Source organism: Mycolicibacterium sp. XJ2546, from assembly GCF_053483195.1.
Genome location: NZ_JBEFRW010000004.1, coordinates 94,230 through 107,390 on the forward strand (window position 1 = coordinate 94,230; position 13,161 = coordinate 107,390).

Below are 13,161 nucleotides of genomic sequence, written 5' to 3' on the forward strand. Positions count from 1 at the left end.
GGCCCTGAGCGAATGTTACTGGCCGGTAACATGTATTAAGTTACCTTTGGGTAACTTAGACACGGGAGGCACGTGGTGGATACGCAGATGCTCATCAGGCTCATCGTCGGTCTCGGCATGACCGCGATCGTGCTGGTGTTCGCCGCCAAACGCGTGCTCTGGCTGACCAACCTGATCCGCGCCGGCGCGCCCACCAGCCGCGAGAACAACCGCAAAGACAACTTGGGTACCCGCATCCTCACGCAGATCAGAGAGGTGTTCGGGCAAACCCGCCTGCTGAAGTGGTCGATCCCCGGCCTGGCGCACTTCTTCACGATGTGGGGCTTCTTCATCCTCGCGTCGGTCTACCTCGAGGCCTACGGGTACCTGTTCGACCACGACTTCCACATCCCGATCATCGGCCGCTGGGATCTGCTGGGCTTCCTGCAGGACTTCTTCGCAGTCGCGGTGCTGGCGGGCATCATCACGTTCGCGATCATCCGGCTGCGTACCGAACCCAAAGAGCACGGTCGCGATTCGCGGTTCTACGGCTCCCACACCGGTGGCGCTTGGCTGATCCTCTTCATGATCTTCAACGTCATCTGGACCTACGCGCTGGTGCGTGGCGCCGGCGTGAATACCGGGGCCCTGCCCTACGGCGACGGCGCGTTCTTCTCGAACTTCATGGGCTGGGTGCTCAATCCGCTCGGAACCGAAGCCAACGAGTGGATCGAAACGATCGCGTTGCTGCTGCATATCGCCGTGATGCTGGTCTTCCTGCTGATCGTGCTGCACTCCAAGCACCTGCACATCGGCCTGGCACCGATCAACGTGACCTTCAAGCGACTGCCCGACGGGCTGGGCCCGCTGCTGCCCGTCGAATACGTGTCTGACAACGAGGCCAAGCCGATCGACTTCGAGGATCCGCCCGAGGACGCCGTGCTGGGCCGCGGCAAGATCGAGGACTTCACGTGGAAGGCCTACCTCGACATGACCACGTGCACCGAGTGCGGCCGCTGCCAGTCGCAGTGCCCGGCGTGGAACACCGGCAAGCCGCTGTCACCCAAGCTCTTGATCATGGACCTGCGCGACCACCTGTTCGCCAAGGCGCCCTACGTCCTCGGTGACAAGGAAAGCCCGCTGGAAAACACCCCCGAGGGCGGCCTCGGTGAGGAGATTCGCGGCGAGAAGCACGCCGAGGACCACCATGTCCCCGAATCCGGTTTCGGCCGAGTCACCGGGTCCGGCCCCGAGCAAGCCACCCGCCCGCTCGTCGGCACCGCCGAGCAGGGCGGCGTCATCGACCCCGACGTGCTGTGGTCCTGCACCACGTGCGGCGCCTGCGTCGAACAGTGCCCGGTGGACATCGAGCACATCGACCACATCGTGGACATGCGCCGATACCAGGTGATGATGGAGTCGGAGTTCCCCGGCGAGCTCGGTGTGCTGTTCAAAAACCTTGAGACCAAGGGCAATCCGTGGGGCCAGAACGCCAAGGACCGCACCAACTGGATCGACGAGGTCGACTTCGACGTGCCGGTCTTCGGCAAGGACGTCGAGTCGTTCGACGGCTATGAGTACCTGTTCTGGGTGGGCTGCGCCGGCGCCTACGAAGACCGCGCCAAGAAGACCACCAAGGCCGTCGCCGAGCTGCTGGCCACCGCAGGCGTGAAGTATCTGGTGCTCGGCGAGGGCGAGACCTGCAACGGTGACTCGGCCCGCCGCTCCGGCAACGAGTTCCTGTTCCAGCAGCTGGCCGCACAGAACGTCGAGACGCTCAACGACCTGTTCGAGGGTGTGGAGCGGGTGGACCGCAAGATCATCACCTCCTGCCCGCACTGCTTCAACACGCTGGGCCGCGAATACCCGCAGCTCGACGGCCACTACACGGTGCTGCACCACACGCAGCTGCTGAACCGGCTGATCCGGGACAAGAAGCTGGTGCCGGTCAAGCCGGTCGACGGCGGACGCGACATCACCTACCACGACCCCTGCTACCTGGGCCGGCACAACAAGGTTTACGAGGCACCGCGCGAGCTGGTCGGTGCGTCCGGTGCGCAGCTGACCGAGATGCCCCGCCATGCCGACCGCGGGCTGTGTTGCGGCGCGGGCGGTGCGCGGATGTGGATGGAAGAGCACATCGGCAAGCGCGTCAACGTTGAACGGGTCGAAGAGGCCATGGATACCGGCGCGTCGGCCATCGCCACCGGCTGCCCGTTCTGCCGCGTGATGATCACCGACGGTGTCGACGACGTCGCCGCCGCCCGTGAGGTCGAGAAGACCGAGGTGCTCGACGTGGCGCAGCTGCTGCTCGACTCGCTCGACAGGAGCAGCGTCAAGCTGCCGGAAAAGGGCACGGCGGCAAAGGAAGCCGAGGAGCGTGCCGCCCAGGCCGCTGCGTCGGCGCCTGCGGTAGAGAAGACTGCGCCGCAAGCCGAACCGCAGCCCCAGGCCGAGCCGGCCCAGGCGAAATCCGCTCCTGCGCCCGACAAGCCGGCCGCCGCGCCGCCCGCCAAGGGACTCGGCATCGCCGCGGGCGCCAAGCGCCCAGGTGCGAAAAAGGCCGCGGCGCCAGCCGCCGATACATCGGCCGACAAGCCGGCCGCCGCGCCGCCCGCCAAGGGTCTCGGAATCGCCGCGGGCGCACGGCGTCCCGGTGCCAAGAAGGCCGCGCCGAAGGTATCGCCCAACGAGGGTGAAGCCAGCGTCACGCAGCCGCCGAACGTCGACCCGGATCAGGCGACACCGGAAACCAAGACCGACACCGCCGACTCCGACCGCGGGCTAGCCGAACCCCAGCAGCCGGTGAAGGGCCTCGGTATCGCACCCGGCGCACGGCGTCCCGGCGCGAAGAAGTCGGCGGCCCCGGCGAAGCCCGCTGCGCCGCAGCCGAAGCCGGAAGCCGACAAGGAATCCGAGGCTGCGCCCCAGGATTCTGCTCCGGCCGACAGTGACAAGCCGGCACCTCCCGTGAAAGGCCTCGGGATCGCGAAGGGCGCCCGCCCTCCGGGTAAGCGGTGATGGTCTCGAAACATCGCTGACCAGTGTTTTTAGATAATCATTGGACAGCAGTGAGACTATTGAGCGCGTGACTACCCACCACGTGCCGTTCCACGCCGCCGGCCAACACCCGCGGCAGCGCACGTTCACGCAGTCATCCAAGCTGCAGGACGTCCTGTACGAGATCCGCGGGCCCGTGCACGAGCATGCGTCGCGGCTGGAGGCTGAGGGGCACCGGATCCTCAAGCTCAACATCGGCAATCCGGCGCCGTTCGGGTTCGAGGCGCCCGATGTGATCATGCGCGACATCATCCAGGCGCTGCCCTATGCGCAGGGTTACTCTGATTCCAAGGGCATCCTGCCGGCGCGGCGCGCGGTGTTCACCCGCTACGAATTGGTCGAGGGCTTCCCCCGGTTCGACGTCGACGACGTGTATCTGGGCAACGGGTGCTCCGAGCTGATCACGATGACGTTGCAGGCGCTGCTGGACAACGGCGACCAGGTTCTGATCCCGGCGCCGGACTATCCGCTGTGGACCGCGTCGACGTCGCTGGCCGGCGGCACCCCGGTGCACTACCTGTGCGACGAAACCCAGGGCTGGCAACCCGACATCGCCGATCTCGAGTCCAAGATCACCGAACGCACCAAGGCCCTGGTGGTGATCAACCCCAACAACCCCACCGGCGCGGTCTACAGCCGCGAGGTGCTGACCCAGATGGCCGACCTGGCGCGCGAACACCAACTGCTGCTGCTGGCCGACGAGATCTACGACAAGATCCTCTACGACGACGCCGAACACATCGCGATGGCGTCGGTGGCCCCCGACGTGCTGACGCTGACCTTCAACGGGCTGTCGAAGGCCTACCGGGTGGCCGGCTACCGCGCGGGCTGGCTGGTGATCACCGGCCCGAAAGAACACGCCGCGAGCTTCATCGAGGGCATCAGCCTGCTGGCCAACATGCGGCTGTGCCCCAACGTGCCTGCGCAGCACGCCATCCAGGTCGCGCTGGGCGGCTACCAGAGCATCGACGACCTGGTGCTGCCCGGCGGTCGGCTACTCGAACAACGCGACGTGGCGTGGGAGAAGCTCAACGAGATCCCCGGGGTGTCGTGCGTCAAGCCGCAGGGGGCACTGTACGCGTTCCCGCGGCTCGACCCTGAGGTCTATGACATCGTCGACGACGAACAGCTCGTCTTGGACCTGCTGCTGCAAGAAAAGATCCTGGTCACTCAGGGCACCGGCTTCAACTGGCCCACCCCCGACCATCTGCGCATCGTCACCCTGCCGTGGGCCCGCGACCTCGCCGCGGCCATCGAACGCCTCGGCAACTTCCTCACCAGCTACCGGCAGTAAGGCGGTGCGCACCGGGGGGATGCGCGAGACTGAGACGATGGCGGCTACCGGCCGGGCAGCCATCGCGTTCGAGCGCCACGCTTGGACTGACGTGTACGAGTGTCTCACCGACCCGAATGAGCCGCTCACCGCTGATGACCTCGAACGCTTGGCCGTCGCCGCCTACCTCATCGGTGACGATGAGGCCAGTGTGCACGCCTGGGAGCAGGCCTACTCGGCCCGCGTGGCGCTCGACGAATTCAGCCAGGCCGCCGAATGCGGCTTCTGGCTGGCGCTGACACAGCTGCTGCACGGCAATTCCGCCCGAGCGGGCGGGTGGCTCGCCCGGGTGGGCCGACTTCTCGACGACGCCGACGTCGACTGTGCCGCCCGGGGATATCTGCTGATTCCGCCGGCCCTCGGAGCGTGGGCCGGCGGAGATTCGGCCACCGCAGACCAGTTGTGCGGTGAGGCGGGCCGGATCGCGACGCGCTTCGGCGACAAAAACCTGGCGGCGATCGCCTTGCTGGGTCAGGGTCAGGCGGCGGTCACCGGCGGGCAGACGGCGCGCGGGCTGGCCCTGCTCGATGAAGCGATGGTGGGCGTCACCACCGGCGAGGTTGCGCCGATCCCCGCCGGAATCGTCTACTGCGCCGTCATCGAGACGTGCATGGGCGCATTCGACCTCCGCCGAGCGACCGAATGGACCATGGCGTTGGTCGCCTGGTGTGAATCCCAACCTGATCTGGTGCCCTACCGCGGCCAGTGCCTGGTGCACCGCTCGCAGATCCTGCAGATCCACGGTGAATGGTCGCAGGCGGCCAAGGCGGCGCAGTTGGCGTGCACGCACCTGGCACAGCCGACACCGCACCCCTCCCTGGGCATGGCTGCCTACCAGCGAGCTGAAATACACCGGCTGCGTGGAGAATTCGACGACGCCGACACCGCCTACCGGCAAGCTCACGAGCACGGCAGACAGCCGCTGCCGGGGTTGGCGCAGCTCAAACTCGCCGAGGGGCGCGTCGATGCCGCAGTCGCCGCCATCCGCCGCGCCCTCGACGACAACCAGGACCGGTACGGCAGGCCGGCGGCCCTGGCCGCCCACGTCGACATCATGCTCACCATCGGCGACGACGCTGCCGCGCGGACAAGTGCTGACGAGCTAGCCGGGATTGCCGCCGCCATCGACGCTCCCTACCTGCATGCCATCGCCGCGTACGCCGACGGTGCGACGCTTCTCGCCGAAGGCGACGCCACCTCGGCACTGGTGGCGTTGCGGCGAGCCGCTGCGGGTTGGTTGGAGTTGTCGATGCCCTATGAGGCGGCGCGCACGCGGGTCCAAACCGGCCTGGCCTACCGCGAACTCGGCGACATCGATGCAGCAGCAATGGAATTCGACGCCGCGCGGGTTGCTTTCGGCCGGCTCGGCGCCCAACCCGATCTGGACCGGCTGGCCGAACTGGTCGCCGACCGTCGGCATGCGGCGGGTGTGCTGACAGAGCGGGAATGCCAGGTGTTGCGGCTTGTGGCCGCGGGTAAGACCAACCGTGAAATCGGCGCGACCCTGGTCCTCAGCGAGCACACGATCGCGCGGCATCTGCAGAACATCTTCGCCAAGCTGGGCCTGTCGTCGCGGGCCGCGGCCACCGCCTACGCCTACGAGCAGCACCTGGTGTGAGGACCGCAGTGGTCAGAACTGACCATCTCGGCAGAGCCGAATGGTGTATTCCGTCGACGCGGCCAGAGCGTTGGGATTCGTACCGTTGCACCATGTCTCAACACGTTGGCTACCGTGACCTGCGGCGGACCGAAGCCGAGAACTACGCCCGCGATTTCGTCCCCGTCATCCCCGCTCCACTGGCCGCCGACCTCATCGAGGTCGCCGCACCCGAGCCGGGCGAGTTCGTCGTCGATATCGCATGCGGGACCGGTGTGGTGGCGCACCTGGCCGCCGAAAGAGTCGGCGCCGCCGGGAAAGTTGTAGGGATAGACCTCGTTCCCGAGATGTTGGCGGTGGCGGACGGAGCCTGCCCCGACAACGGCGCGACGATCGAGTGGCAGCAGGCGGACGCGCAGGCGCTCCCGCTTCCCGACGACTCGTACGACCTGGTGTTGTGCCAGCTTGGGCTGATGTTCTTTCCGGACCGGACCGCGGCCGTGCGGGAGATACGGCGGGTGCTTTCGCCCGGTGGTCGTATCGCCGTCAACGTGCCCGGGCCCATCCCGCGGCTGTTCGACGTCATGGCCGAGGCGCTCGGTCGCCACATCGACCCGGGCCTCCCCGGCTTCCTGCGCGCCATCTTCTCGGTGAGTGAGGGCACCCTTCTCGCGTTATTGCAAGACAATGACTTTCGCGACGTCACCGTCAACACCGTGACGAGGACGCTGCGGTTGCCGCCACCGGCCCAATTCCTCTGGCAGTACCTAAAGGTGACTCCGCTCGCCGGCACCGTCCTGGCCGCCGATGCCGACCGTCGGCGAGCGCTCGAGGACAATGTCGTCGCCAACTGGCGCGAGTTCGTCGACGGCGACGGACTGGTTGTCGAGCTTGGGGTCACCACAGCGACCGCTCGAAAGTAGGGCCGCGGTCCCGAGGGTGCGGGCCTTTACCCTGTTCGGGTGACGCACTCCCATTCCCTGAGCGGTCCGGCGCCGCTGGGCCCCCTGGCTGCGAAGGTCGTCGTCGGACTGCTGATCGCCATCGGCGTCGCCGTGCTCGGCGGCGCGGTGTGGTTGTGGCCGAGCCAGCAGAAGGCCGACATCCCCCTGCCGTTTCAGAACGCGGCGGGCGGCGCGGTCACCACCGAAGCCGGGCACGTGCTTTCGAGCAGCCTTGCCGCCTGCGGCAGCCCGTCAAGCGGGCGGGTCCTCACCGCCGCACCGGTGCCCGCTCAAAGCGACGCTGCACGCACCTGCGTGCAGGCGCTCATCGCGATCGACTCCGGGCCCAATACGGGCGCCAACACCTTGTTGGAGTTCAGCGGCGGGCCGGGGCAGCCCAACCTCGCCGTCGGCGACCAGGTCCGCATCAGCAGGCAGATCGACGACGCCGGCACCACCACATACTCGTTCTACGACTACGAGCGGACGTGGCCGCTGATCGCGCTCGCCGTGGTGTTCGCGGTCGTGGTCGTGGCCGTCGCCCGATGGCGTGGGTTGCGCGCGTTGGTCGGCATCGTGGTCGCGTTCTTGGTGTTGGTGGTCTTCCTACTGCCTGCGCTGCGCGACGGCGCGGCCGCGATCCCAGTCGCGCTGGTGGCCTCGGCGGTGATCCTCTACGCGGTGATCTACCTGGCGCACGGGGTGAGCCTGCGCACCAGCGCGGCGTTGCTTGGCACGTTGACGTCGCTGCTGTTGGCCGCGGTGTTGTCCTGGGTGGCCATCGAAGCGGCGCAGCTGACCGGACTGTCGGAGGACCAAAACAACACCGTCGCAGCATATCTCGGGGACGTATCGATCACCGGTCTGCTGTTGGCCGGGTTCATCATCGGCTCGCTGGGTGTCCTCAACGACGTCACCGTCACCCAGGCGTCGACGGTGTTCGAGCTGGCCGAGTTGGAAGGCAGTTCGCGCCGGGCCGTGTTCGTGGGCGCCATGCGGGTGGGCCGCGACCACATCGCCAGCACCGTCTACACCCTGGTGCTGGCGTATGCGGGCAGTGCGCTGCCGCTGCTGCTGTTGTTCAGTGTGGCCAACAGGTCGCTGGGCGACGTGCTGACGAGTGAGAGCGTGGCCATCGAGATCGCGCGTTCTGCGGTGGGTGGCATCGCGCTGGCGCTGTCGGTGCCGTTGACGACCGCGATCGCGGCCGTGCTGGCCACTCCGCGCATCGCTAGCCTTCCTCCAGCAGCCCCAGAAGATACGCGCCGTAGCCGGACTTGAGCAGCGCGTATCCCCGTGATGCCAGTTGCTCGTCGTCGATGAAGCCGACGCGCCACGCAACTTCCTCGGGCACGCTGATCTTCAAACCTTGGCGCCGCTCGATGGTGCGCACATAGTCACAGGCATCCAACAGCGAGTCGAACGTTCCGGTGTCCAGCCACGCCGTGCCGCGGGCCAGCACCTCGACCGTCAGCCTGCCCTGGTTGAGGTAGGTCTGGTTGATCTCGGTGATCTCGTATTCGCCTCGAGCAGAAGGTTTCAGCGACCGTGCGATCTCGATCACGTCGTTGTCGTAGAAGTACAGCCCGGTCACCGCGTAGTGCGACTTCGGGGTGGCGGGCTTCTCCTCCAGCGACAGCGCGGTGCCGTCCTCGGCGAACTCGATCACGCCGTAGGCAGATGGGTTGGACACCCGATAGGCGAAAATTGCTCCGCCGCTGATGTCTTGGAACCGCCGCAGCCCGGTGCCGAGTTCGGGGCCGTAGAAGATGTTGTCGCCCAGAACCAATGCCACTGGCCCGGTTCCGATGTGGTCCGCTCCGATAATGAAGGCCTGGGCTAGCCCGTCGGGCTGGTGTTGCACCGCATAGGTGACGTTGATGCCGAAATGCGAACCGTCACCGAGCAATCGGTGGAACGCCGGCGCATCGTCGGGTGTGGTGATCACCTGGATGTCGCGGATACCGGCCATCATCAGCGTGGACAACGGATAGTAGATCATCGGCTTGTCGTACACCGGTACCAGCTGCTTGCTGACACCCATCGTGATCGGGTACAGCCGAGTGCCCGACCCGCCGGCGAGAATGATGCCGCGCATCAGCTCTTGAGGTCCTTTTCGGTCAGCTCGGTGGCGGCCAGCGCCGACGCGAGGTCGCCGTGGTGAAACACCGACGTGACGCGGTCGTCGACGACGCGGAACGCCGACGCCGACGCCACGGCGTCCGAATCACCGGACAGTTCCTCGGCGACCACGACGCCGTCGTGCACATACAGCCGGCCCGTCTCGACTTTTCCACCGGCCTCCTGCTGCGCCCACTCCCGCAGCGCGACATGGCCCTGGGCGGCTCCGTCGGCGTCACCGATCTCAATGTCGTCGCTGGACAGCGATGCCAGGGTGTCCAGGTCACGCTCGTTGAGCGCGTCGTACCAGGCGAGGACGGTGGCGATCTCTGAAGTGCTCATGGTCGAGAAGGTACCCATTTAGAACGGGGTGCGCTGCAGCCAGCTCTCCCACACCGCTTCGTCGCCGAAGATCTCGATTCCTGCGTCGGCGGCGCTGCGTCGCCGCATGATCGCCAGCAACAGATCCTTTGCCGGACCGCGCAGTGCGACGTCGCCCTTGCCGTGGTCGTGCGTCCAGGTCACGCCGTCTTCGGCGTTGGCGACGGTCCACTCGCCGGCGGGCCCGAGGCCGTCGTCGGTGGCGTGCAGGTGCATGGTGCGGCCGCGATCGAGGGGGGCGTCGGCTCGGCTGGCCTTGATGGACATCAACTCGATCCACTCGCTGATGCCGTCGGCGGCCACCTCGGCGGGCAGGTCGTAGTCAGCGCCCAGCGCCAGCGCGGCGTCGGCGCGGTGCACCGCCACTTCATGCAACAGCCTGCGGACCCACCACCCGGCCGGGCGCGGCCCCGCCGCTGTCCACACCCGCTCCGAACCGACCCGGTCGACCGCGGCGAAGACGGCCCGCGGACCGCCGTTCAGCCAGTCGATCGCGCCGTCGGGATCGTCGGGCGGCTTGCCGTCCCGCACCTCGCGCGGATCGACCGGCGTCATCCGACGCTGCGCGATGATCTGTGCGGCCCACCGGCTTCCCCGTCCGACGTGGCGAAACAGCTGCTTGAGTGTCCATTCCGGACAGGTCGGAACCGGCGTTGACGGGTCTGCACTGCGGATCAGTACCCCGAACGCCCGGGTCTGTTCGAGCAGCGCCCCTCGGAAATCCACGCCCCGAACTTAACCCACTTGCTGCGGCTAGATCGTCGAACCGATGGGGGCGCGCGCCTTGCCGAGCGTGACCGGCAGTGCCGACCACCCGCGCAGCACCCGGGTCTCGCGTCGGCTGCCTGCACCGGCCAGCCGGGCGTCGGGGAAGCGTTCGAAGAAGGTGCGCAACCCGACCTCACCTTCGGCGCGCGCCAGCGCCGCGCCCAGGCAATAGTGCCTGCCACCGGAGAACGACAGGTGCTTGCCCGCGTTTTCACGTTCGATGTCGAAGCGGTGCGGGTCGTCGAAAACGTTCGGATCGCGGTTGGCGCCGGCGAGGTAGAGGATGATGATCTCGCCGCGGCGCACCCGGGTGCCGGCGATGTCGGTGTCCTTGCGCGCCATTCGCGCGCTGAGTTGCACCGGTGAGTCGAGCCGCAGGATCTCCTCGACGGCGTTGGGCCACAGTTCAGGCCTGGCGGCCAGGGTGTCGAGATGCTGGGGGTTGTCCAGCAGCATGCGAATTCCGTTGCCCAGCAAGTTGACTGTCGTCTCGAAGCCCGCGGCCAGCACCAGACCCGCGGTGGCCATCAGCTCTTCCTCGTTGAGCCGGGCGCCCTCGTCGCTGGCCTGGATGATCTGGCTCATCAGATCTTCACCCGGGTTGCGCCGTAGTTCGGCCAGGTGGTCGACGAGCCAGTCGTTGAACCCTTCGATGCCGCGGTTGACCTGGCGGTACACCTTCCACGGCAGGCCGATGTCCAGGCTGGGCGCGCCGAGTTCGCCGAACTCCAGAATGTTTGGCCGCGCCTCGTCGGGGACGCCGAGAATGTCGCTGATGATGCTGACCGGCAGCCGAGAGCAGTAGCGCTCGACGATGTCGACGGTGCCGGTGGCACCAGAGGTGCCAGCCATCTCGTCGAGCATTGCGTCGGCCGACTCCTGCACCCGATCACGCAGTGCCGCAACGGCTCTGGTGGTGAACACCGACGACACCAGCTTGCGGTAGCGGGTGTGATCCGGCGGTTCGACCGACAGCATCGACGGCGGTTGCAACGGATGCAGCATGTCGGTCTTGGTGCGGTCGGTCACCCATTTCAGTGGTTTGGGCAGGTTCGACCCCATCGCGAAGACCCGGAAGTCGTCGGAGCGCAGCACATCGTTGATGATCTTGTGCTCGACGGTCAGGTAGGCGGCCCGACCGCGCACGAGGGGACCGCGCGCACGCAGTTCCTCGGTGAACGAGGCGGGATCGTTCCGGATCGTGGGATCGGCGATCAGCCTGCCCTGAAAATCGCCGCGACGGGCGGCCAACCGGGCGAGCGCGCGCACGACCCCGTGCATCGCCACCCATCGGGCCCGTTGTTTGATCGGGCCGTTGCGTCGACGCGGGCGACCGTCGTGCACGATGACACTCCTAAAAGTGCTTCCTGCTCAGGTGTTTTGGCAGGCGATTAACTGCAGAATATCAGGAAACAGTTGTTGCCCGAACCGCCCGAACCGCCGCGCCCGGACGGCCCGTTGGAACCACGGGACCCGGGACCGAAGTCACCCGAACCGCGTGACCCCGAAGATCTGTCCGAGTCGGAGCCACGCGAGCCCGAGCCGTTCTCCCACGGCGGCCACTTCGGGTTGCGCGGCTTGTCGGGCTTCTCCCATGGCGGGTCCCACGGCGACTTGGGCGGCGTCCAGGTGGGCGTCGGCGGGTCGTAGGTCGGCCGCGGCGGATACCACGGATTCTGCTGCCGCGGATACCACATCGGCGGTGGGTTGTACACGGGCGGAGGGATGTACACCGGGGCCGGTGCCGGAGCCACGGGGGCCGGCGCCGGGGCAGGCGCAGGCGCCGCGGGAGGAGGAGGTGGTGGCGGCGCAGCCGGCGGGGGTGCAGGTGCGGGCGCAGCGGGCGCTTCGACGTACACCGTGCGCGGCGGGGCCTGCGGAGCCTCTTGCACGACGGGGATCGGGGCCTTGATGGTCTCGGCCGGCGGCGGAGGTGGCGGCGGGGGTGCCTCGACCGGCTGGGCTTCCTGCTGCACGGGCGGTGGCGCGGGGGCGACGGCGCTGGGCACGATCGCGCTCTGCCCGGGGCTGGGTCGCTGATCGGCCGTCGGGCGGATGCTGACCGCCAACGAGATGACCAGGGCCACCACACCGACGACGAAGATCGACGTCAGCGCGCTGCCGACGAGCAGGAACGGCTTGCGCTCCTCACCGATCGGGTGGAAGTCGGTAGCGGGCTCGTCACCGTCGAGCAGCGGTGCGGCGCCGGCGGCCAGCCCGGCGTATGCGCTACCGGCGGTGGGGCCGTCGGGGTCCTGGGAGTAGGCCAGCCCGACGGTGGACGCTTCGAACGCGGGGGCGTTGGCGGCGGCGAGCGCGGCGCCGCGGGCCAGCGCGAGGTCGGGTTCGTCGGGTGCGCTGACGGGCAGGCTAACGAGGTGTTCGAGGTGGTTCTTCACCGAGGCGATATCGACGCCGGAGCCGACGACGAACATGGCCTGCGGCGGTGACTCCTGGGCGTCGACCGCGGCGGCCATTTCGGTCAGCACGACCATCGCGTCGTCGCTGTGCAGAGTGCGGCTGAGCACCTTGACCACCGACCCGTCGCCGGTCTGCACCACCGACAGCGTCGCGGTGTCGCGGTCGAGGAAGAGCAGCGCGGTGGTGTCGTATCCGACGGCCCGGCCCACCGCCTGGGCGAGCGAGGCGGCAGCGTGACCGTCGGAGACCAGCATGACGTCGTCGATGCCGCGGGCGGCCAATTCCTCACGCAGGGCTGCGGCTTCGGTGTGGTCGCTCCAGGTGACGCCGATCGACTTGAGATGGTGCCCGCCGGTCTCGGCGCTCTCCTTGGTGCCGAGCACAGCGTCGATGACCTGGTTGGGCGCGCTCGACGTTGCCGAGTCGGGCTCGCCGTTGACGTCGAAGACGTCGTGGTCGACGGTGACGCCGTCGGCCTTCTCCCCTTCGACCAGCACCATGCGGACCGTCGTAGGTGTCATCGACACACCTAATACGATGTCCACGAACCCTCCAAA

General features: G+C 67.6%; 10 protein-coding genes. 5 read left to right on the top strand and 5 right to left on the bottom strand.

The annotated features are described in order from the left end of the window. The first annotated feature begins 75 nt into the window (after positions 1 to 75). From ABQE44_RS09400 to ABQE44_RS09420, 5 genes are all read left to right on the top strand, one after another. Positions 76 to 3,000 carry a (Fe-S)-binding protein gene (locus ABQE44_RS09400; RefSeq protein ID WP_448429348.1) on the top strand — a complete coding sequence of 975 codons (2,925 nt, stop codon included), beginning with the start codon at positions 76 to 78 and terminating at the stop codon, positions 2,998 to 3,000. Positions 3,001 to 3,058: 58 nt separating this feature from the next. Continuing rightward, a complete protein-coding gene (locus ABQE44_RS09405) occupies positions 3,059 to 4,333 on the top strand; it encodes a pyridoxal phosphate-dependent aminotransferase (RefSeq protein WP_448392682.1) in 1,275 nt (424 codons plus the stop codon). A 37-nt stretch (positions 4,334 to 4,370) separates the two neighbouring features. Beyond that, positions 4,371 to 5,990, top strand: coding sequence for a helix-turn-helix transcriptional regulator (locus ABQE44_RS09410; RefSeq protein WP_448429350.1), 1,620 nt, complete (start codon positions 4,371 to 4,373; stop codon positions 5,988 to 5,990). Between the two features lie 92 nt (positions 5,991 to 6,082). Then, positions 6,083 to 6,892 carry a class I SAM-dependent methyltransferase gene (locus ABQE44_RS09415; RefSeq protein WP_448429352.1) on the top strand — a complete coding sequence of 270 codons (810 nt, stop codon included), beginning with the start codon at positions 6,083 to 6,085 and terminating at the stop codon, positions 6,890 to 6,892. Between the two features lie 39 nt (positions 6,893 to 6,931). Continuing rightward, complete coding sequence (locus tag ABQE44_RS09420) at positions 6,932 to 8,194, top strand: YibE/F family protein (protein WP_448429354.1); 1,263 nt, start codon at positions 6,932 to 6,934, stop codon at positions 8,192 to 8,194. Here the strand turns inward: ABQE44_RS09420 and rfbA are convergent. From rfbA to ABQE44_RS09445, 5 genes are all read right to left on the bottom strand, one after another. Then, positions 8,145 to 9,011, bottom strand: a complete 867-nt coding sequence (gene rfbA, locus ABQE44_RS09425) for a glucose-1-phosphate thymidylyltransferase RfbA (RefSeq protein ID WP_448392462.1) — start codon at positions 9,009 to 9,011, stop codon at positions 8,145 to 8,147. The two genes, ABQE44_RS09420 and rfbA, sit on opposite strands and share 50 nt — an antisense overlap. Next, the gene (locus tag ABQE44_RS09430; protein ID WP_448429356.1) at positions 9,011 to 9,376 is read right to left on the bottom strand and encodes a nuclear transport factor 2 family protein; all 366 of its coding nucleotides are present in this window, start codon (positions 9,374 to 9,376) and stop codon (positions 9,011 to 9,013) included. Before ABQE44_RS09430 ends, rfbA begins: the two co-directional genes overlap by 1 nt. A gap of 18 nt (positions 9,377 to 9,394) precedes the next feature. After that, positions 9,395 to 10,141, bottom strand: coding sequence for a maleylpyruvate isomerase family mycothiol-dependent enzyme (locus ABQE44_RS09435; RefSeq protein WP_448429358.1), 747 nt, complete (start codon positions 10,139 to 10,141; stop codon positions 9,395 to 9,397). A 27-nt stretch (positions 10,142 to 10,168) separates the two neighbouring features. After that, positions 10,169 to 11,464: a cytochrome P450 gene (locus tag ABQE44_RS09440; RefSeq protein ID WP_448429566.1), complete on the bottom strand. Its 1,296-nt coding sequence runs from the start codon at positions 11,462 to 11,464 to the stop codon at positions 10,169 to 10,171. A 110-nt stretch (positions 11,465 to 11,574) separates the two neighbouring features. Further along, the gene (locus tag ABQE44_RS09445) at positions 11,575 to 13,149 is read right to left on the bottom strand and encodes a DUF7159 family protein (RefSeq protein ID WP_448392465.1); all 1,575 of its coding nucleotides are present in this window, start codon (positions 13,147 to 13,149) and stop codon (positions 11,575 to 11,577) included. Positions 13,150 to 13,161 lie beyond the last annotated feature (12 nt).